The organism is Planococcus chinensis (assembly GCF_042681545.1).
Classification (GTDB): domain Bacteria; phylum Bacillota; class Bacilli; order Bacillales_A; family Planococcaceae; genus Planococcus; species Planococcus chinensis.
In genome coordinates this window covers 650,544-670,399 of the sequence record NZ_JBHUFW010000004.1, presented here as the reverse complement: position 1 = coordinate 670,399, position 19,856 = coordinate 650,544, and the positions used below count along the sequence as shown (strand labels likewise).

Sequence of the window (19,856 nt, the reverse complement as noted above, 5' to 3'; positions counted from 1 at the left end):
TATTTTTCATGCTCCTCTTTTACTGTTGATCTTCGTAATAATAATCGGAAATGGCGCCATCCACTTCAACAGTGTCCGGTACGCACAGGAAAATATCCGTTCCGATGCGCTGGATGTCCCCGCCGAGCGCATACACTGTTCCGCTAAGGAAATCAATGATCCGCAACCCCTGGTCTTTCTCGATGCGCTGCAAGTTGACAACTACTGCGCGTTTGTTCTTCAGATTCTCAGCGATGTCCTGCGCTTCCGCGTAGACTCTCGGTTCGGCCAGAATGACCTTCGATGATTTCACAGCGCTTTGAAGGCTCACTAGATTCGACACAGTTGGTTCCACTGGTTTCTGGCTCCGTTCTTTCGTTGTATTGCGTGCGCTGGCATGGAGCGTTTCCGGCTTTTCATAGCGCGGAGACGGCGCTGGCCGCTGCGGCTGCTGCTGGACCGGTGTCCGCGGCTCGTCTTCTTCGTATTCTTCCAGGTAAAAGAAATTCTTGAACTTGTTTTTTATGCTCATCACTATGCCTCACTTTCCGACCCTACTAATGCGGTTCCTATTCGAACAAAAGTTGCGCCTTCTTGCGCAGCGACAAGGTAATCGTTGGACATGCCCATCGAGCACTCCGTGCAGGGTGCATGATCCAATCCTTGGCGGGCCACATCAAGTTGGAGCGTTTTCAATCCTTTGAACACATTGCGAATCACAGTTTCATCCGGAGTATTCGGCGCCATCGTCATAAGCCCCACTACATGGATCTTATCGAAAGCAGCGAGTGATTTGATGAAATCCACTGTTTCTTCAGGAAGAATGCCGCTTTTGGTTTCTTCCCGGGACACGTTGACCTGTACAAAACATTTGACCGGACGTTCTGCCCGCTTCTGGATTTCCTTTGCCAAGCTCATGCGGTCCAGTGAGTGCAGGAAATCAATCTCATTGATGACCTCTTTCACTTTGCGCGTCTGCAGGTTGCCGATGAAATGCCACGCAACATCTGCGTTGATTGCTTCACGTTTGCGGAGCAGCCCTTCCGGACGGTTTTCACCGAGATGCCGGATTCCGGCGGCAACCGCTTCTTCGGTGCGTTCTATGCTGACTTGTTTGGTGACAGCGATTATGTTGATGCCTGTATGGATCGTATTCAATTCTTGCTGGATGTTTTCAAAAACAGGTTTAATGGCTTTCATTCAGTCACAACTTTTCTATGGATGTTCAGTTTATTGTACCAAGTATGGGCGTAATTATCAATTGAGCCCTATTATGAAAAAACAGCTGCCCTAAGGCAGCTGTTTCAGACTGTAGACAAAGTCTAATTTGAATGAATAGGGATGCATAAGCCCGACCGGGCTGGCCACTTCGCTTTCCGTGGGCTCGGCGTCAGCCGCTTCCCTTGCTCCTGCGATTACTCGTCGCAAATTGAAAAAACATTCGCTACGCTCAGTCCAGGGTCTTCAGCTCGAGTCGCTTCGCTGCTCCCACAGGAGTCTCGTGGCCAGCACTGTCGGGAGCGTCACCTGTATCAAAAAGATGAGATTGGAGCGCTGATCCTGCTTCGGGCTGCTAGGTACAAGCTGTTGGCTTTAAAATCCGAAACGGAAGGCGGCGACTCCTGCGGGATAGCGAAGTGCCGAAATCCACTCGGACGCTAGTCCGAGTTAGTTCGGCGCGAGCCCGCGGAAAGCGTCCGCCTGAAGTGGAGGACCCAACACAGCTTCCATAAGTTTTATTCATCAAATTGAAAAATTATTCTTTTGTCTACAAGCTCAAACAGCTGCCCTCAAGGGCAGCTGTCTGGATTAGCGTCTCTTTTGTCTGTTGCGCAAGAACGTCGGAATATCCAATGCATCGTCCTGCTGTTTCTCCTGGCGGACAGGCTCCTGCTGGTACGAAGGCATCTGCTCTTCGCGGCGCTGTTCTTCACGGCGCGCTTCACGGAGTGAAGGCGGCGGAGACTGCTGCTGGATCGATTGCACACGGCTTGAGTTCAAGCCTGAACCTCTTGGCGTTCTTGGCTGCAATTGCTCTTCGTTGAAGCCGGTAGCAATGACCGTTACAACGATTTCATCTTTCAGATTGTCATTGATGACAGAACCGAAAATCATGTTTACATCTTCGTCAGAAGCTGAAGCTACGATGTCAGCTGCTTCTTGTACTTCATAAAGGCTAAGATTAGATCCGCCTGTGATGTTCATCAATACACCTTTCGCTCCGTCAACGGAAACTTCCAGCAACGGGCTTGAAACAGCTTTTTTCGCTGCTTCAGAAGCGCGGTTTTCGCCTGAAGAAACCCCGATCCCCATCAAAGCAGACCCTTTGTTGGACATGATCGTTTTCACGTCAGCAAAGTCAAGGTTGATTAGACCCGGTACAGCGATCAAATCGGAAATACCTTGGACACCTTGGCGAAGAACATTATCCGCTTCGCGGAATGCTTCAAGCATCGGTGTGCTCTTATCGACGATTTCAAGCAAACGGTCGTTCGGGATGACGATCAATGTATCGACCGATTCCTTCATCGTGCTGATACCGCTGATTGCCTGAGTCGAGCGTTTGCGGCCTTCGAAAGTGAATGGGCGTGTTACGACCCCCACTGTCAAAGCGCCGAGCTCTTTAGCGATTCCAGCGATTACCGGTGCAGCACCGGTTCCTGTACCGCCGCCCATGCCGGCAGTTACGAAGACCATATCCGCTCCGCGAAGTGCTTCTTCGATTTGTTCTTTAGTTTCTTCAGCCGCTTTTTTGCCGACTTCCGGGTTGGCGCCTGCGCCAAGCCCACGCGTCAATTTGCCGCCGATCTGAAGGCGGACTTCAGCTTTCGAAAGGTTCAAAGCTTGTGCATCCGTGTTTACTGCGATAAATTCAACGCCTTGGACGCCGTGTTCGATCATACGGTTGACTGCGTTGTTTCCGCCGCCGCCTACACCGATAACTTTAATGACTGCCGTAGCATCAATTGATGTATCAAATTCCAACATTCCGTTTCCTCCTAGGATTGCTCCGCTTTAGTTTAAGCAAGATGCAATTAATCATTTTATTCAAAGAATCTGTCAAACATCTTCTTGGCTTTTGTTACGACTCCCTCAGAATTCTGTTTCGGCTGCTTTTTAGGCTGCTGCTCATGCTGCTCGATTTTCGGAGAGTCGGCCAGAGCATAGCTTGAACCAAGACGGCCATAGAACATATCTTCCATGTAAGCGTACTGGATCAATCCTACTGCAGTCGTGTACTGCGGTTCACGCACACCGATGAATTCCGGCACGAAGATGCGGACACGTGTCTGCAGGATATGGCGCGCCAATTCCGGCAAGCCTTCAAGTTTCGCCATGCCGCCTGTCAAAACGACGCCTCCTGGAAGGTCCTGGACATTGAGGCGGTATAATTCATCCAAAATCAATTCGAAAAGTTCTTCCAGGCGAACCCCGATTATTTCAGATATGTATTTTTGGCTGTACTGCTCTTTCGTATCCGACCCGATGACCGGAACTTCGAACAATTCATCCTCTGACGCATCGTCATAGAAAGCATGCCCGTACTCAAGCTTGATTTTTTCAGCTTGTTCAGTCGGCGTCTTCAAGACGATCGACAGATCTTTCGTGACATGGTCTCCGCCGACAGGAATTACGGATGAAGCGGTCAAGTGGCCGTTTTGGAATACTGCGATCGAAGTCGATCCGCCGCCGATATCTATGCACGCCGTGCCGTGGTTCTTTTCATCTTCCGTCAAAGCATAATATCCGGCAACCAGCGGCTGCATATAGATTTCACGGATAGACAAGCCAGCACGTTCCACGCACCGTAGTACATTGTGGAGAATCGTTTTTGATGTCGTCACCATTGTACCATCCATTTCGAGGCGAATCCCAATCATCCCCCGCGGATCTTTGATTTCATCCAGGTGGTCGACGATATATTGTTCAGGAATGATGTTGACGATTTCGCGTTCCGGCGGAATCGACATCACTTGGGCCGCTTCCAATACGCGGTCAAGATCGTCATCTGTAATTTCCCGGTTTTCGCTGTTGACGGCCACGACGCCTTTGACCGGCTGGAGCATCGCTTTGTTCGCTGGGATTCCCAGGACTACTTCGTGGATTTGTTTGCCGATCATGCGCTCTGCTTGGTCAACCGCTTTTTTTATGGTTTGAACTGTAGCATCTATATCAACAATCGCACCTTTTTTAATTCCGCTTGATTTCACATTTCCGACACCGATTACATGCAATGATTTGTTAGCCATTTCTCCGATTAATACTTTAACGGATGACGAACCGATGTCTAGGCTTACGTATAATTCTGATTGACTCAATTCGTGGCACCTCCTTAGTAAACTTCTATCTTACATTCTATTGTAAACTGTGCACCTTGTCTAAGTAAAACAGTGCATCTTAGCAAATTTTCCTTCAATTCACCCATGTGACTCCCCGACTTCTTTTTTCTCAGCCCATTTTGTCAAAAGAATACGGCGGATCACCGCGATATTCTGGAACAGCCGGACCCCGAAAGCGAATATTGCGGCGAGGTACAGGTCGACCCCGATGTGTACACCAAGAAAAGCGAGGCCGGCGGCAAGTGCAATATTAAAGAAAAATCCGGATACGAACACCTTATCATCATACACCTGTTGTAAATGGGCCCTTATCCCCCCGAATAAAGTATCAAGTGCTGCCAGGACGGCAATCGACAAATAGTCCGCATATTCAGGAGGAATTTGGATATCCGTCAGCAAGCCGAGGGAAATGCCAAGAGCCAAGCCCAGTATAGATAACCACATTTTTAACTCCCCTCCCCTTTCTGCAGCTCTTTATAATCGATGTCTTTGTCGTAGGCCTCCACTGTCAGCTCCTCGACCGGGTCCGAGATCACCACCGATAAATTGGCGATATAAAAATCATCCAGAATCGTGGAGGACATCAAATGGTTGTAGAGCTTTTCGGTATTCTCCATCGAACCGGATACAATCTTGACAGTAAATGGCGGTGTCTGCAGCGGAGCCGTGTTCACGGTAGTCCGGCCATTGATATCGCGGATGGCGGTGGTGTTGATGATCCGGTTTCCATCAATCGACACGTAGAGCCCGTTGAACCGGTTGATTTCATTGACAAAACGGATCAGCAAGTCAGGTGCAATGCTTTCTATATCCAACCCCATAGCGACCGCTTCAGGAGAAGGTTCGATTGACACCTCAATTCCTGGTCCAGTCATTTCCGTGAGCCCTGCCTGTTTCCGCAGTTCTTCGACCGTGCCCTTCAGCGCTTGTTCCGGGCTGTCGCTTGCGGCCTCGCTGTATTTGGCAAGGGTTTCATCCAACAAGGAAACCTCCGAAAGCAATTCTGAATGAAGCTGCTTCTCTTGTGAAAGTTCCTGCCGGATTTCCCAAATATCCCGCGTATCGCGGGAATCTGGTTCATTGATGGTATTGAATTGTATTGCCGCCATCAGGCCGATAACAAACAGGATCAGTGAAAATCGGGAAGGGATTTTCTTTTTCATCAAATGGCCCCTCCTTTTAAGATTCCGTCAGCAATGCCGGCATTTCGATCTTTTTCCCCGGATCAAGCGTGACGATGATGTTATCGTTGACCAATTGGTCCATGACGCCGCCGGCTAGTTCCATCGAGGATTCGAGTACATCCGGTTTGCCGATCGCTTCAATCGTGAATGGCGCCGGATACTGGGTGCCGTCCACGGTGATGACCGGCCCTGTGCAGACGATATAGGAATTCCCATGGATCCGCTGGCCGTTCACAGATATGGCTTGGGCGCCCGATATGTACAGTTCATTGATAACTTGGAACACGTGGCTTTCATGGACGATGTAATCATTCGGATTCACCGATTCCGCGTCATACTCCCCGTCCTGGAGGGTCACTTTCAGCCCCTCCCCTTCCACGGGCATTGCGCCTGTAAACCGGCGCAGCGCTTCCGCTTCCTCTGCCAGCCGGGCGGAGAGGTTTTCTCCGCCTGAAAACGTTTCCTCAAACTCCTGTACAGCTGCCTGTTTTTCTTGGATTTCTTCACGCAGCGCCTTGTTCCGCTCCTGCTGGCTGATCAATTCTCCCCGGTACCGCTCTTCTTCTTCAAAAAACGCGCCGCCGGTATATTCTCCGGACTTTTTTCCGGCTTCCGACAAGCTGTATGAATAGGATAGGATAAATCCTAGCACGAGAAATACCAGTGAGAAAATGACCGACTTGCTGAAGCGGCTTTTAGGACTCTTCTTCGGTTTCTTCATCTTCCCCACCTTCCTTCTCCGGCCCGTAAACATCAGCGAAAGAGCGGAAGAATATTCCGACTTCCATATCGATGACACCCTTTTGGCCGTCCTCCAGCTGCGCAATGATGGACGGATAATAGTTCAGCTTCTCAGCCAGTGTATTCAATGTCGCTTTTACTTCATTTCCGTCGTTCATGTAAAGCGTCACCAGAAGCGCTTCTTCCTGGTCCGGATTCAAAAAGATCTGGGAAATCATGTTATAGACACCCGACTCCGTTTCAGCAAGCTGTGCAGCGAGCACTTTCAAGGTCTTCGGATCTTCAAATTGCGAAAAAATCGGACCATTGATCGAAGTAACGGGTTTGTCCAGGATATGGCCTGTTGATAACACCATTTGATAACCTGTGCCTTTGTCCAAGTAGCCGATCTTATCAAATTCCTTGATGCGGACGTCAACGCCGGTCAGCCATTTCTTTTCGACTGCGGCGATTTCCACCCAATCCAGTCCGGACAATTTAGCTTCAATGTCCTTTTCGCTGAAGGACCACATCGAATCCCCCGAAGCCAATCCGCTCGCTTCCCGGTATTCATCGGCACTGTAGTAATTTGCACCTTCAACACTGATCTCTTGGATTTTGCTGTATTTCGTCTGGCTGTAGATCAGTATGGCAAGCAGCAACAGGAAAACAAACAGCAATATGAAGAACTTGCGATTGGTTCTTTTTTTCCGCCGCTCGCGGAGCGACGGGATGCGTTCTTCGATATCGATCACTTTTTCCATAATTGCTGCTCCTTTCCGTTTAGTCGTTTGTTTCCGTCACCCGCTGGACGGCATCGATAAATGCATCCCCGCGGATTTCAAAGCTTTCATATTGGTCCCAGCTTGCACATGCAGGCGACAAGAGGATTGTGTCCCCTACTGCAGAATGGCTGACCGCTTTTTCAACGGCATCCTGCATATCGCCCGCTTTGGCGACCGCTTCTACGCCGCAGTCATGGGCAAATTCCGCAAACCTGTCTGCCGTCTCACCGAATGTGATCAGGGCTTTGACCCGGTCCATAAACGGCCGCAGCTCCTCGAGGGAATGGTTGCGCTCCAGGCCGCCGGCAAGCAGAATGACTTGCCCCGGGAAAGCTTCAAGCGCACTTTTCGTTGCAAGGGCATTGGTCGCTTTTGAATCGTTGTAGAATTTCCGCCCATTCCAGTTAAGGACGAATTGGGAGCGGTGCTTCACTCCTGTAAAGGACGTCAGGACACGGATAATGGTTTCCTTCGTCCCGCCCCATAGAAGTGATGCGGCCGTAGCTGCCAGGATGTTCTCCAGATTATGCTGTCCGCCGAGCATGATTTTCGAACGTTCGATAAGTTTCTCGCCTTGCCAATAAATGAACTCTTCATCCGCGCTGATGCTCGTGTCCGTCCGGCCTTTCAACGTGAATGGCACCAATTGGGCTTTGCATTCAGCGGCGTAAGCAGCCAGCAGCGGCTGATCGGCATTGTAGATGAAGAAGTCTTCTGCTGTCTGGTTCTGCGCGATTTTCATCTTGGAACCTCTGTAATCTTCAAGGGTTCCGTGATAATCGATATGCGCTTCGTACAGGTTGGTGATGATGGCGATATGCGGGCGGAAGCTTTCCGTCCCCTTCAACTGGAAGGAGGAAAGTTCAGTGACAATCACATTCTCAGGTGTGGCTTTTTCTGCCACTCCGCTTGCCACCGTCCCGATATTGCCGGCAATCAGCGGCTTTTTCTTATCTTGGTTGAGCATATGGAAAAGAAGCGTCGTGGTCGTCGTTTTGCCGTTCGAACCTGTAATGCCGATAAATGGTGCTTCGCTGATCAAATAGGCAAGCTCGATTTCCGTCCAGATCGGAATTCCTTTTTCAAGGGCTGCCTGGATCAGAATATTGGAATAAGGGATTCCCGGATTCTTCACAACCAGCTCAAAGCCTTCGTCCAGCAAATCTTCCGGATGTCGGCCGCAGATCACGGTAACCCCCAGATTCAATAATTCCTGTGCTTCCGGATTTTCTTCAAAAGGTTTGGAATCATTGACAGTGACAAAAGCTCCTAATTGGTGAAGGATGCGGGCAGCGGTGAAACCGCTTTTCGCAAGGCCGATCACCAGCACTTTCTTATGGTGAAGCTGTTGGACTTGTTTCACTTATAATACCTCCAATGCTACGGCGATAATGGAGGCAAGAAGACCGACTGCCCAAAAGACAGTCACAACTTTCCATTCCGACCAGCCGCTCAACTCAAAATGATGGTGAATCGGGCTCATTTTAAAAATCCGTTTCTTCCGTATTTTAAAACTGCCGACTTGTAGGATAACAGACAAAGTCTCAATGACAAAGACCAGGCCGATCAGCAGCAACAGCAATTCCTGCTTTAACAGGACTGAAACCATGGCCAGCGCTCCGCCTAATGCGAGCGAACCGGTATCCCCCATGAACACCTTTGCGGGATATTTATTGAATACCAGGAAGCCGAGCAGTGCGCCGGCTACCGAGAATGTGAACAATGCAACGCCGTACTGGTCCTGATGGATGGCGATGATGCCGAATGCGGCGAATGCGATCGATGCCGTACCTGCCACGAGTCCGTCCAGGCCATCCGTCAAGTTGACGGCATTCGAAAAACCGACGAGCCAAAAAATCAGGAATGCTACATAGAGTGCGCCTAATTCAATGGAAAACCCGGTAAATGGAATTCCCAGCGAAGTGTCGAAACCGATGCCGCTTAACAAGAAAAATGAAATAACGGCAATGACGATCTGGGCAATAAGCTTCTGCAGTGATGTGAGGCCCAAGTTCCGCTTCAGCACGACTTTGATAAAGTCATCCAAAAAGCCGATCAGGCCATATCCTGTCAAAACTAGCAGCAATACTGTAACTTCGGCAGACATCATGTCTGCAAAAAAGGCGACAGCAATCACCGTTATGATGATTGCGATTAAATACACGAGGCCGCCCATAGTCGGCGTCCCCGTTTTCTTCATATGGGATTCTGGCCCTTCTTCACGTATGCTTTGGCCGAATTTCATTCTTCTAAGCAATGGAATGAAAAGCGGCATCAGCAATACAGTCAATAAAAAAGCGAGTCCAAATCCAAGCAACAAATATACGTCCATTATAGAGCTCCTTTAATCAATAAATTATTCAACCGGTTCCTCGAGGATGATTTCCTCTGCTGGTACTTCGGCAGGGTCTTCGACAATTTCTTCTTCAGCGCCAGGCAATTCTTCCACCGGCGCTTCTTCATTCGCGTCTCCGGCCTCTTCCGCCGGCATGCCTTCAATTCCATCGGTCATCTGGACTTTGAAGAGCTCTGACGGCGGCTGCAGCCGGACGACAACAGGTTCCGCCGGCGCCACTTTCGACCCTGCAGTCAGGCTTTGGCCGACCGCAAACCCTTCGCCAGCCAGTTCCAGAGTAATGCCGCTTAGTGATTGGTAAGCAAGAAGTTCGCTTTTCGACCATCCGGCAAAGTCAGGGAGCACAGCTGCGCCTTCCGTCTTCAGGAGGACCGTGCTGCCTTCCACTACGGTTTCCCCTGCAGCAGGGTACTGGGAAACCACTTTTCCGGAATCGCCTGTCACTACACCGGTGATCCCCTGCTTCGCCAAGTGTGCCGAAACGTTGGAAGCGGATTTGCCGGTATAGTCCCCAAGCGTCATCGTTTTGGCTTCTTTTGTATTTTCAGGTTCAATATTCATATACTTCAGTCCGTTTTCCATAACAGATGTGAAGATCTTGGATACCGGAACAGAGCCGTATTCGCTTGCCGGCAGATTCGGCTGCTGGACTCCGATGTAAATCAACAGTTCCGGATCTTCCGCAGGCGCCATGCCGACGAAAGAGTAGAGGTAACCGTTTTTCCCCCGGTTGATATAGCGCCCATCTTCTCCTGGGACCTGAGCGGTACCGGTCTTTCCGGCTACGCTATAATCCTGTAAAGCGAACGGCCGGCCTGATCCGTGTTCCGATGTTACGGTCGATGCCAAAATGTCGCGTACTTGATTGGCGGTTTCGGCTGTAATCGGCTGTCCTGCTTTTTCAGGTTCGCTTTTGTGCGTAACTTCGCCCGTATCGGGATTTTTAATCTGATCGATGATATACGGCTTCATCATAACACCGCCGTTGGCAATGGCAGAAGCTGCCTGAATCATTTGGATCGGCGTTACGGTCGAACCTTGTCCATAAGTCAGCGTCAGTGTATCCACCGGAGAGCTGTCCAGAATCTTCCCTGGAGCTTCATTCGGCAGATCAATGCCTGTTTTTTGGCCAAAACCGAATGCGTCAATATAGGATTGGAAATTTTCAGCCCCCAGCCTTTCGAGCAGATAAGCCATGGAAACGTTTGACGAACGCTGGAAACCTTCCAGGAACGTTATGCTTCCCCACCCTCTTCTGCTGTTATGATCCCCGATCGTACGGTCGTAGAATTTATATGTACCCGATTCATAATATGCATTCGGGTCCCACTTGCCTTCTTCGATCGCTGCGGCCAATGTGAACATTTTCATCGGCGAACCCGGTTCGATCGTCAATTCGATGCTCTCATTCAGCCAATTCTCCGAAAGCCCTTCCCGGGTGTTCGGATCAAATGTAGGGCGTTGGGACATCCCCAGAATCTCTCCGGTTTTGGGATCGGCGATCACTGCAATCATCCTCTCGGGCGAATATTCCTCCTGCACTTTCGTCATCGCTTCTTCCAGGAAGTTCTGCAATGTCTTGTCGAGCGTCAATTGGACATTTGAACCGTCTACGGCTTCTGTTACCGCTGATTCGCTATTTGGAAGCAAGAATCCCCATTTATCGGTGCTGAACTCGATTTTGCCGTTCTTTCCAGTTAACACTTCATCATGGATCGCTTCAAGTCCCATTTTGCCTTTTGTAACCATCTGCCCATTTTCCTGTTCTTCCTTCAGTGCGAAGCCGATCAGATGGGAGGCAAAGGCACCATTGGGGTACAAGCGTTTCAGGTCCCTGACGAAAAGGATTCCCGGGAGCTCTTCTTCTTTCATCTCTAACATCTTTGTATGGCTGATTTCGCGCCCAGCCACTCCGAACTCCACTTGATAACGGTCTTTTTCCATACCGGTTTCCAATATGCTTAGAAGTTTTTCTTTCGGGGTACTTAAGTACTCAGACAGAACTTCGGCTGTTTTCTCCGCATCCGTGACATGGCGTGGATTGTTCGCTTTCTGTGTAGCGGATTCATCCACAACGGCGACCACTTTATATGTCAGCGTATCTTCCGCAATCACTTCCCCATTGCGGTCGATTATTTTTCCTCGCTTAGCTGACAGCACTTCTTCCTGGCTGTACTTCGCAGCCGCTTTGGCCGCCAGTTCCTGGCCTTCTACCGAGCCGGTCGCTTGGATCGTGACAATTCTTGCCGTTAAAAGGAAAAAGAGCCCTGCAAAAACTAAAAACAGCAGAAAGGCTCCCCATTGAAATCGAAACTTTTTTTTCATTGCCCTGGCACTACCTTTACATTTTGCTCATTTAATTTTAGGCCTTGTTCTTTCGCTTTAGCCCAAATGCGCTCGTATGTAGAAAGTTCGCTGACTTGCACAGACAAATCTGTATTTTGTTTCACTTTTTCATCGATTGAATGTTCAATTGTTTGGATCTCTTGAGTAGATGCCTGTATCACCGACTGGTTTTGCAGAACCAGCACAGCACATAATACAAAAGCAGCCAAGAAAGAAAGATAAAGCACTTTCTCGCCTTTGGTGATCAGATTCTTTTTCTTTGCGGGCACCCGGACCGGGTTTTGAGGAACGGCCGGCTGCTGTATGTATGCTTCTTTCCTTGCATGTAATGCCATTTGAACACGTCCTATTCTCTAAAATTCTCTCTAATTTGCTTTTAGTTTTTCTGTTTTTCTCTAAGTTTTTCTGCAATTCTCAGTTTCGCTGAACGCGAACGGTTGTTGACTTCAAGTTCTTCTGGTGATGGAAGAATGGGTTTTCTTGTTACGAGTTTGAGTACCGGTTCCATTCCAGCCGGAATGACTGGCATATTATGCGGCAGCTCAGGCAATGATGACGCTTCCTTGAAAATCGTCTTGCATAGCCTATCTTCCAATGAATGGAAAGTGATGACGCTGATTCTTCCGCCGACTGCCAACAGGTCGATGGCATCTTGCAATGAAGTTTCAGCTGCTCCAAGTTCATCATTTACTGCAATGCGGATTGCCTGAAATACCCGTTTTGCCGGATGTCCGCCTTTGCGCCTTGCAAAAGCCGGAATGCCGTCTTTGATGCAATCCACCAATTGCCCGGTTGTTTCAATCGGCGCTTTTTCGCGTGCAGCCTCGATTTTTCTGGCAATCTGTTTGGAGAATTTCTCTTCGCCGTAGCGGTAGAAAATCCTGACCAAATCTTCGAACGGCCATTCATTGACAACTTCATAAGCACTTAATTCTGCTGTCTGGTCCATTCTCATGTCGAGGGGGGCATCGTGGTGATAGCTGAAGCCGCGTTCCGGCGTGTCCAGCTGCGGCGATGAAACTCCCAAGTCATACAGGATGCCGTCTACTTTTTCGATTCCGCGCTGTTCCAGTTCTTCTTTGATGAATTTAAAATTCGCATGGATGAATGTGATTCTGTGCAAATAGTCTTTCAGCTGTTCTTTCGCATGGTCAATTGCGCTCATATCCTGGTCAAAACAAAACAAATGGCCTTCATCAGACAATTGTTTCACCAGATACTCGCTATGGCCAGCACCGCCGAGCGTACAATCTACATAGATGCCGTCAGGACGAATGTTCAGCCCATCAACAGTCTCGTGCAGCAGAACCGTGGTGTGATTGAACAATCCATTTCCCCCGTTTCGGTTTTTAGAAATCAAAGTCCGCTAAATTCTCCGCAATATCATTGAATGAATCCTCAGATGTTGTGAAATACTCTTCCCATGCATCTTTAGACCAAATTTCAAATCTATTTGAGACACCGAGAATAACGCATTCTTTTGTCAGTTTTGCATATGATATTAAAGTGGATGGTATATTTACGCGGCCTTGTTTATCGAGTTCGACTTCGGAAGCTCCCGAGAAGAAAAAACGGGTGAATGCACGCGCATCTTTCTTAGTAACCGGCAGTTCTTTCAATTTGTCCTCGATCTTTCGCCATTCTTCCATCGTGTAGCCAAATAAGCATTGATCCAGGCCTCGGGTTATCACAAAATTTTCCCCGAGCAGTTCACGAAATTTCGCAGGCACGATTAAACGTCCCTTTGCGTCAACGCTATGTTGATATTCTCCCATGAACATGCCCGTCACCCCACTTATTGATTTTAATGTACCACAATCCCCCACTTCCCACCACTTGTTTTTGAAATATTTCACGTATGTTACAGAAAAACATCCCAATAGAACTTCTTGAAACAAAAAAAAGCCTGCCAAGGCAGACTTTTCCGGTTTATAGGCTTACGATTTTGTGATTTTTGTTATAGTCCAATTCGAGTGCCAGCAAGCGCCGGACAAGGTCAGGGCCGTACTCATTCAGATACGGGAACGGGCTGAATACTCTCTCCTGGAAGCCTTCGTTCGGCAACAGTTCCATTTCCAAAAGATCAAAATGCGCAAATTGGGTGCTGTTCTGAAGAATCACTTCATCTTCCAGTTTGTTTTTCAAGAAGTTCAGCTGCTTCAAATGGATTCCGAGGTTCTTTTCGACAAGCGGGGTGAGTCCCCCACTTATTGACGTAAACGCTTCTTCGATTTCCTTATACGCGGCAACCAGCCCTTCTTTGGTCCGTTCGACGAGCGCTTCGGCTTCTTTTTCGCGGATGGAATCCATCAATGCCAAGCGCATTTGGGCGACTTTCCGTTCGCTGATCACTTGCGGAACGGTCAGGCCGTATTTATAAAGCAAGCTTTGGACGTGCCGGTTCACCAAAGTGATGTTGAGCCGCGGCATGACAACGGGCATCTCCATGCCCATCACCTCGAAAGCACCTTTCAGCGCCGCCCAGTAGGCCACTTCACCAGGTCCTCCGACAAAGGCGAGGACCGGGAAAACCATTTCCTGCATCAAGGGGCGCGTCACAACATTGTTGCTCAGCAGCTCTGGGTTTGTGCTGGCAATATCCAGCAATTCTTCTCGTGAATAGGAAATATCAGTGCCTTTTCCAACAAAGCGCCCCCCTTCCCGTGACAGGAGAATGCGTTCGTTGTGCACCGTGATGAACAGGTTGGCTGCCTCTTGTTCTGCACCGATCACTGCGTTATAGGAAGGGGACAATTCCGCTTCGGTTTCATAAACCGATTGTGCGATGGCTTCCGCTTTTTCGATCATCTCCTGGAAATAAGCGGACTCATAGCGCCGAAGCCCTGGATCGGCTGCGTCGATATACAGCAGCCCTTCTTCCTGGAAAAAATGATTCAGGAATGATGCGAAAAAGTCCGTGAACGTGTCCGCTTTGTCCAAGAAAGCGAAAGCCAATCCGTGCAGCTCTTTGGAATAGGCCGTCTCCGGCATGCTCCGGAAATACTCCGTCAAATAAGATTTGATGGTCGATTTGTTGAGGGCAGCTGTAGAGGCAGAATTTTTTCCGTACTCTGTATGGGGAATGTTCAGTTTGTCCAGCCGGCCATTGACGTCCCGGTACAAATGGCTGATTTCAGCCAGATCGTGGTCTTCTCCCGCAATCCAAAAAACAGGGACAATCTTCGTATTCAATTGTTCAGAAGCTTTTTTGGCCAGGACAATCACCGAAATGGCTTTATGGATTGTATAAAGCGGTCCCGTCAAAAGCCCTGCTTGCTGGCCGGTGACAACGACGTGTGCCCCCCCTTCAAAATCGGCCAGATGCTGGCGCGCTTTTTCAGAAAGGCCGCGCGGTTCCATGTAGGACCGAATGATGCCAGCGAGTTCCCCGCGTCTTACCGGATGTTCTTTTAATTTTTCCAGCCGCGTGCTGAAGCTGCCGGCTTCCGGATTGTATGAAAAGAACCGCTGGATTTCCGGCCGCCCGTTTATGTAGTCTTCCATCAGTCTGCTCGATGGTTCTATATAGTGTTCCGTGATTTTCATGCAGATTTGTCCCCTTTTCCGTTTACATTCAAATCTACTATATCAAACACGGACTCCATTGAAAAAAAATACGCTTATAAAGGCTGTCGGCAACTGGCCGCCTTTCCCCTTTATAAGCTCAGGAATTGAAGAATTTAATGAATGTAAAGAGGAGCCCCGCGGTGCAAATGAGAAAATGGGCGAGGCTCAAAACCAGAAAGTAAACGCGCCATGTTTTGCGGGTCAACCTCGGAATCTCAATTTCTTTCGATTGTTTCCATTCGGCGACCAGCATGAGGATGGCAATGACCAGGGCACCGGAATAAGTGGCCATCGAAGCTTCATAATTCCAGATCGCAGCCGCTGCAGATGGAACGGAAAAGAACAGCAGCAAGGTGGTCCAATCGGCGGCAACGCCGATTGACCGGTACCCCAACCGCTTCCTTGCAAGCAGAATGATGATAATGAATAAAAGTGCAGGCGCCGCAAGCAGCAGCGCTCCGACGGCATATAGGATGTCCATGGCTTAAACCTCGGCTGATTTCAGAATATGGTAGAACGCCTTTAACAGCGGCAATTCGGCAGGCGCGCGCTGCAATGTATACAGCACGATGGTATCCAGCTCCATTTTCCGCCCTTCAAGCCTGTCGCTAAGCATCGAGGAAGTATTTTCCGCTGTGGAAGCGCAAAGAGCAGTCACTTCTTCAAACGGCAGCAGGTCCTCGATTTCCGGGAATGCCCGGTATAGTTCCGTATAGAGGTCTTTCAATAATTCATAGGCTGAAGGGTTCACCAGAAGTTCGCCGTTCTTGATGCCCATCAACGCAGTCAACGGATTGATAATGCTGTTCAGCAGCACTTTCCTGAACAGCATCCTGTCCGCATCGTCGTGCCATTCACTTTTCAGGGCGCGAAGCTGCAGCAGGGGAAGGAAAAACCGCTCTTCACCCCTTAACAGCGCGAACTTCACCACACCGTCCCCCGTATGGCGGATTTCATTGGCCCCGGTTTTGAGGACGCCATGTTCGACACTGCCGGCAGCGATATTGGGCTGAGGCATCCCTTTCAAGTAATCGAGGTGCATCATGCCATTCTGCAGGAAGACAATCGGATTCTTCGAACAATGTACGTTCAGTGCAGCGAGCAGCTCCTCCAATGCATCGTACTTCACAGCCAGCAAAAGAATGGCATCCTCGGGAATTCCTTCTAAGCCGGTTTGCGCTTCCACCATGTAAAACGCCCTATCTTTCTTGATTCCCTGCTCATTGATCAAATCAGCCTGTTCTTTGCTGTGCGCTACCACCTTTACATCGGCTCCGGCGTCTTTCAACAGGCAAGCCATCAGCATGCCCACCGCTCCGGCGCCAATAACAGCAAACTCCATACAATCACCCCTTAGCGAAAATGGTCCCTTGCTTCCAAAAAAGAAGCCCACCTTTGCAGGCAGGCTTCCAGGTTTATTTTATTATACAGGATAAACGGCATGTTTTCGATACGGCAAAGGCATTTCTTTTGTTTCATAAAATGCCAATCGCTGGGAAAGGACTCCGCGCAATTGATGCGGCGCCACGATCTCATCGACGATCAATTCGGATGCCAATTTATAGATATCGATTTCTTCCTTGTATTCGCGGTGTTTCTCCTGAACGTATTTGATGCGCTCTTTCGGATCTTCGATGGCTTCGATTTTGTTCGAATAAACCGCATTGACGGCTGCTTCAGGCCCCATTACCGCAATTTGCGCAGTCGGAAGCGCGATGCAGACGTCCGGCTCGAATGCCGGGCCGGCCATAGCATACAATCCGGCGCCATAAGCCTTCCGGACGATAACCGAAATCTTCGGAACGGTCGCCGAGCTCATCGCCGCGATGAATTTCGCTCCGTGGCGGATGATGCCTGCACGCTCCACTTTCGTCCCGATCATGAATCCTGGCACATCTGCAAGGAACAAGAGCGGAATGGAGAACGCGTCGCAGAGGTTGATGAATTTTGCGCCTTTATCGGCTGAATCGCCGAACAGGACGCCTCCTTTAACTTTCGGCTGGTTCGCCAAAATGCCGACTACTTGGCCGTCGATGCGGGCAATGCCGGTAATCAATTCGCCGGCGAACAATTTCTTTATGTCGAAAAAGCTGCCTTCATCCACTAGCTGGTCAATCAATTCATACATATCGAACGGCGCATTCTGGTTTTCCGGAATGATCTGTTCGAGCGTCCGTCCGGCTTTTGCAGCTTTCGCTTCGATCCGTTCCGGCTTGATGGCAAAGTTCGCCGGGAAGAATTCCAAATAACGGCGGGCTTCTGAAATCGCTTCTTCCTCACTTGCAGCCAATACGTCGCCGACGCCGCTCACTGAACAATGCATGCGTGCGCCGCCCATTTCTTCAAGCGTCACTTTTTCGCCGATGACTTTTTCAGCCATCCGCGGAGACCCTAGATACATCGATGCGTTGCCGTCGACCATAATGACGATGTCACAGAATGCCGGTATGTAGGCACCACCGGCAGCAGAAGGGCCGAACAGCACGCAGATCTGCGGCACCATTCCGGACATTCTCACCTGGTTGTGGAAAATCCTGCCCGCACCCCTACGGTTAGGAAACATATCCAGCTGGTCCGTAATGCGCGCCCCTGCCGAATCGACCAGGTAAAGCATTGGAACCTGCATCTTTTCAGCAGTTTCCTGGATGCGGATGATTTTCTCGACCGTCCGCGAACCCCAGGAACCGGCTTTTACTGTGGAATCGTTCGCCATGACGCAAACGGTTTCCCCGTTCACTTTTCCGATGGCCGTTACCACGCCGTCTGCCGGCAGATCGCCTGCTTCGACATTGGCGAATCTGCCGTCTTCGACGTAATTTTCATCGTCGAACAGGAGCTTCAGCCGGTCCCGTACAAAGAGTTTATTGCTTTCCTTCATTTTTTCGTGGTATTTCGGATGACCCCCTGCGAAAATCGACGCGAGTTTTTGTTCCAAGCGTTCGTTATAGCCGGTCGTTTCACTCGTTTTTGTCATCTATGACGCCCCCTTTGTGTAAACAATCCTTATTCTGCTAATGTGATCAGTGTTTCTTCTTCGTTGACGAAGCTTCCCACTTCAACGTGGATCTTCTCGACGCTTCCTGCTGTTTCCGATTCGACCGGAATTTCCATCTTCATCGACTCGAGCATGATGACCGCCTGCCCCGGTGTGACTGCATCCCCTTCGGATACCAATATGCTTAATACTGTTCCTGCCATTGACGCTTTCAATTCTTTCATGATCCTTGTTCCTCCTTTATTTTAACCATCCATTCCGGCAATACGGACGTTGCGTATTCGCCGGAGACAAATTCTTCCGAACCGATAAATTCTTTGTACAGCGGAAGATTTGTTTTCACCCCGATTATTTCCGTTTGATCGAAAAATGCTTGCGACTTGCGCAAGGCTTCTGCCCGGTCCGCGCCGGTTATGATCACTTTAGAAATCATCGGATCATAGAACGGCGTAACGGTGTTGCCTTGTTCATAGCCGGTTTCAATGCGCGCGCCCGGCCCCCACTCGACCGTCTGCAGCAAGCCCGGTGACGGGAAGAACGTTTTCGGGTCTTCCGCATAGATGCGGTATTCGATGGAATGGCCCGTTGAACGGATGCTGTCCTGGGAGGGCAGAGTTCCGCCAGTCGCCACATCGAGCTGCCATTCCACCAAATCGAACCCCGTCACTTCTTCCGTGACCGGATGCTCCACTTGAAGGCGAGTGTTCATTTCAAGGAAATAAAATTCATTGTTTTGGTCTACGATAAATTCAACAGTTCCGGCGTTCGTGTAGTCGACAGCTTTTGCCGCTTTGACCGCCGCGTCGCATAACCGTTGGCGCACGTCTTCCGGCAGATCCGGAGACGGCGATTCTTCAATCACTTTCTGGTTGCGGCGCTGCACCGAACAATTGCGTTCGAACAAATGAACGATGTTGCCGTGCGCATCGCCGAAAATCTGGACTTCGATGTGGCGCGAATCCGCGATGAATTTCTCCAGGTAAACGACATCATCGCCGAAATAGGCCTTGGCGCGGTTTTTGACGGAAGCGAACTGCTGACTGAGCGCTTGCTCATTATCACAGCGCACCATTCCGATTCCGCCGCCGCCAGCGCTTGCTTTAAGCATTAGCGGATAGCCGATCTTGCCTGCTTCTTCAAGGGCTTCTTCAATCGTAGCTACCCCATCGACCGTTCCAGGCACCACAGGGACGCCTGCTTTGGCCATGGTTTGGCGGGATTCGAGCTTATCGCCCATCTTTTCGATGATTGCTGCAGAAGGTCCGATAAAGATCAGGCCAGCTTCTGCCACTTTGCGGGCAAAGTCCCCGTTTTCCGACAACAACCCATAGCCAGGATGAATCGCTTCGGCGTTATGCGTTTTTGCGGCTTCAATAATCTTGTCTGCTTGCAGATACGACTGCACGACCGGATTCGGTCCGATCAATACAGCTTCGGTCGCTTCACTGACGTAAGGCAGATCCCCATCAGCCTCAGAGTGGATAGCAACAGTTTCAATCCCGAGCCGTTCGCATGTGCGGATAATCCGCCGTGCAATTTCGCCCCGGTTCGCAATTAGGATCTTTTTCATATTAGAAATACCCC

The 19,856-nt window shown here is 49.7% G+C and carries 20 protein-coding genes; all 20 read right to left on the bottom strand.

The window, feature by feature from the left end; genetic code table 11:
• Positions 1–19: 19 nt before the first annotated feature.
• The 20 genes from ACFSDB_RS05615 to ACFSDB_RS05520 all read right to left on the bottom strand — a co-directional run bounded on the left by ACFSDB_RS05615 (position 20) and on the right by ACFSDB_RS05520 (position 19,842).
• On the bottom strand, positions 20–511 hold the full coding sequence (locus ACFSDB_RS05615) for a cell division protein SepF (protein WP_204892566.1): 492 nt from the start codon (positions 509–511) through the stop codon (positions 20–22).
• A gap of 2 nt (positions 512–513) precedes the next feature.
• Positions 514–1,179 (bottom strand): YggS family pyridoxal phosphate-dependent enzyme, encoded by a 666-nt coding sequence (locus ACFSDB_RS05610; RefSeq protein WP_204892567.1) that lies wholly within the window; start codon positions 1,177–1,179, stop codon positions 514–516.
• A gap of 609 nt (positions 1,180–1,788) precedes the next feature.
• A complete protein-coding gene (ftsZ, locus tag ACFSDB_RS05605; RefSeq protein ID WP_204892568.1) occupies positions 1,789–2,967 on the bottom strand; it encodes a cell division protein FtsZ in 1,179 nt (392 codons plus the stop codon).
• 56 nt (positions 2,968–3,023) lie between these two features.
• Complete coding sequence (gene ftsA / locus ACFSDB_RS05600) at positions 3,024–4,298, bottom strand: cell division protein FtsA (RefSeq protein WP_204892569.1); 1,275 nt, start codon at positions 4,296–4,298, stop codon at positions 3,024–3,026.
• 99 nt (positions 4,299–4,397) lie between these two features.
• A complete protein-coding gene (locus ACFSDB_RS05595) occupies positions 4,398–4,763 on the bottom strand; it encodes a small basic family protein (RefSeq protein WP_204892570.1) in 366 nt (121 codons plus the stop codon).
• Between the two features lie 2 nt (positions 4,764–4,765).
• Positions 4,766–5,482 (bottom strand): DUF881 domain-containing protein, encoded by a 717-nt coding sequence (locus ACFSDB_RS05590; protein WP_204892571.1) that lies wholly within the window; start codon positions 5,480–5,482, stop codon positions 4,766–4,768.
• A gap of 16 nt (positions 5,483–5,498) precedes the next feature.
• Positions 5,499–6,224, bottom strand: coding sequence for a DUF881 domain-containing protein (locus ACFSDB_RS05585; protein WP_204892572.1), 726 nt, complete (start codon positions 6,222–6,224; stop codon positions 5,499–5,501).
• Entirely contained in the window at positions 6,199–6,987 is a 789-nt protein-coding gene (locus tag ACFSDB_RS05580; protein ID WP_204892573.1) for a cell division protein FtsQ/DivIB, read from the bottom strand. The genes ACFSDB_RS05585 and ACFSDB_RS05580 overlap by 26 nt, the downstream gene beginning before the upstream one ends.
• A gap of 19 nt (positions 6,988–7,006) precedes the next feature.
• Entirely contained in the window at positions 7,007–8,371 is a 1,365-nt protein-coding gene (murD, locus tag ACFSDB_RS05575) for a UDP-N-acetylmuramoyl-L-alanine--D-glutamate ligase (protein WP_204892574.1), read from the bottom strand.
• A complete protein-coding gene (gene mraY / locus ACFSDB_RS05570; RefSeq protein ID WP_377339355.1) occupies positions 8,372–9,340 on the bottom strand; it encodes a phospho-N-acetylmuramoyl-pentapeptide-transferase in 969 nt (322 codons plus the stop codon). It lies immediately after the preceding gene.
• Between the two features lie 24 nt (positions 9,341–9,364).
• Positions 9,365–11,689 (bottom strand): penicillin-binding protein, encoded by a 2,325-nt coding sequence (locus tag ACFSDB_RS05565; protein WP_204892575.1) that lies wholly within the window; start codon positions 11,687–11,689, stop codon positions 9,365–9,367.
• Complete coding sequence (gene ftsL / locus ACFSDB_RS05560) at positions 11,686–12,045, bottom strand: cell division protein FtsL (RefSeq protein ID WP_204892576.1); 360 nt, start codon at positions 12,043–12,045, stop codon at positions 11,686–11,688. The genes ACFSDB_RS05565 and ftsL overlap by 4 nt, the downstream gene beginning before the upstream one ends.
• A gap of 41 nt (positions 12,046–12,086) precedes the next feature.
• Positions 12,087–13,037: a 16S rRNA (cytosine(1402)-N(4))-methyltransferase RsmH gene (rsmH, locus tag ACFSDB_RS05555; protein ID WP_204892577.1), complete on the bottom strand. Its 951-nt coding sequence runs from the start codon at positions 13,035–13,037 to the stop codon at positions 12,087–12,089.
• A gap of 22 nt (positions 13,038–13,059) precedes the next feature.
• Positions 13,060–13,491 (bottom strand): division/cell wall cluster transcriptional repressor MraZ, encoded by a 432-nt coding sequence (gene mraZ, locus ACFSDB_RS05550; RefSeq protein WP_204892703.1) that lies wholly within the window; start codon positions 13,489–13,491, stop codon positions 13,060–13,062.
• 148 nt (positions 13,492–13,639) lie between these two features.
• On the bottom strand, positions 13,640–15,256 hold the full coding sequence (bshC, locus tag ACFSDB_RS05545) for a bacillithiol biosynthesis cysteine-adding enzyme BshC (protein ID WP_204892578.1): 1,617 nt from the start codon (positions 15,254–15,256) through the stop codon (positions 13,640–13,642).
• Between the two features lie 118 nt (positions 15,257–15,374).
• On the bottom strand, positions 15,375–15,758 hold the full coding sequence (locus ACFSDB_RS05540; RefSeq protein ID WP_204892579.1) for a DUF3397 family protein: 384 nt from the start codon (positions 15,756–15,758) through the stop codon (positions 15,375–15,377).
• 3 nt (positions 15,759–15,761) lie between these two features.
• Positions 15,762–16,619, bottom strand: a complete 858-nt coding sequence (locus tag ACFSDB_RS05535; protein WP_204892580.1) for a ketopantoate reductase family protein — start codon at positions 16,617–16,619, stop codon at positions 15,762–15,764.
• Between the two features lie 81 nt (positions 16,620–16,700).
• Positions 16,701–18,251, bottom strand: coding sequence for an acyl-CoA carboxylase subunit beta (locus tag ACFSDB_RS05530; RefSeq protein ID WP_204892581.1), 1,551 nt, complete (start codon positions 18,249–18,251; stop codon positions 16,701–16,703).
• A 29-nt stretch (positions 18,252–18,280) separates the two neighbouring features.
• A complete protein-coding gene (locus ACFSDB_RS05525; RefSeq protein WP_204892582.1) occupies positions 18,281–18,496 on the bottom strand; it encodes a biotin/lipoyl-containing protein in 216 nt (71 codons plus the stop codon).
• Positions 18,493–19,842 carry an acetyl-CoA carboxylase biotin carboxylase subunit gene (locus ACFSDB_RS05520; protein ID WP_204892583.1) on the bottom strand — a complete coding sequence of 450 codons (1,350 nt, stop codon included), beginning with the start codon at positions 19,840–19,842 and terminating at the stop codon, positions 18,493–18,495. Before ACFSDB_RS05520 ends, ACFSDB_RS05525 begins: the two co-directional genes overlap by 4 nt.
• Positions 19,843–19,856: the final 14 nt, after the last annotated feature.

Coding starts and splice junctions, on each gene's coding strand:
- ACFSDB_RS05615 (WP_204892566.1), bottom strand. CDS start 511: ATGAGCATAAAAAACAAGTTCAAGAATTTCTTTTACCTGGAAGAATAC.
- ACFSDB_RS05595 (WP_204892570.1), bottom strand. CDS start 4,763: ATGTGGTTATCTATACTGGGCTTGGCTCTTGGCATTTCCCTCGGCTTG.
- bshC (WP_204892578.1), bottom strand. CDS start 15,256: ATGAAAATCACGGAACACTATATAGAACCATCGAGCAGACTGATGGAA.
- ftsL (WP_204892576.1), bottom strand. CDS start 12,045: ATGGCATTACATGCAAGGAAAGAAGCATACATACAGCAGCCGGCCGTT.
- ACFSDB_RS05610 (WP_204892567.1), bottom strand. CDS start 1,179: ATGAAAGCCATTAAACCTGTTTTTGAAAACATCCAGCAAGAATTGAAT.
- ACFSDB_RS05565 (WP_204892575.1), bottom strand. CDS start 11,689: ATGAAAAAAAAGTTTCGATTTCAATGGGGAGCCTTTCTGCTGTTTTTA.
- ACFSDB_RS05540 (WP_204892579.1), bottom strand. CDS start 15,758: ATGGACATCCTATATGCCGTCGGAGCGCTGCTGCTTGCGGCGCCTGCA.
- mraY (WP_377339355.1), bottom strand. CDS start 9,340: ATGGACGTATATTTGTTGCTTGGATTTGGACTCGCTTTTTTATTGACT.
- ACFSDB_RS05585 (WP_204892572.1), bottom strand. CDS start 6,224: ATGAAGAAACCGAAGAAGAGTCCTAAAAGCCGCTTCAGCAAGTCGGTC.
- ACFSDB_RS05535 (WP_204892580.1), bottom strand. CDS start 16,619: ATGGAGTTTGCTGTTATTGGCGCCGGAGCGGTGGGCATGCTGATGGCT.
- ftsZ (WP_204892568.1), bottom strand. CDS start 2,967: ATGTTGGAATTTGATACATCAATTGATGCTACGGCAGTCATTAAAGTT.
- mraZ (WP_204892703.1), bottom strand. CDS start 13,491: ATGTTCATGGGAGAATATCAACATAGCGTTGACGCAAAGGGACGTTTA.
- ACFSDB_RS05525 (WP_204892582.1), bottom strand. CDS start 18,496: ATGAAAGAATTGAAAGCGTCAATGGCAGGAACAGTATTAAGCATATTG.
- ACFSDB_RS05590 (WP_204892571.1), bottom strand. CDS start 5,482: ATGAAAAAGAAAATCCCTTCCCGATTTTCACTGATCCTGTTTGTTATC.
- ACFSDB_RS05520 (WP_204892583.1), bottom strand. CDS start 19,842: ATGAAAAAGATCCTAATTGCGAACCGGGGCGAAATTGCACGGCGGATT.
- ACFSDB_RS05530 (WP_204892581.1), bottom strand. CDS start 18,251: ATGACAAAAACGAGTGAAACGACCGGCTATAACGAACGCTTGGAACAA.
- ACFSDB_RS05580 (WP_204892573.1), bottom strand. CDS start 6,987: ATGGAAAAAGTGATCGATATCGAAGAACGCATCCCGTCGCTCCGCGAG.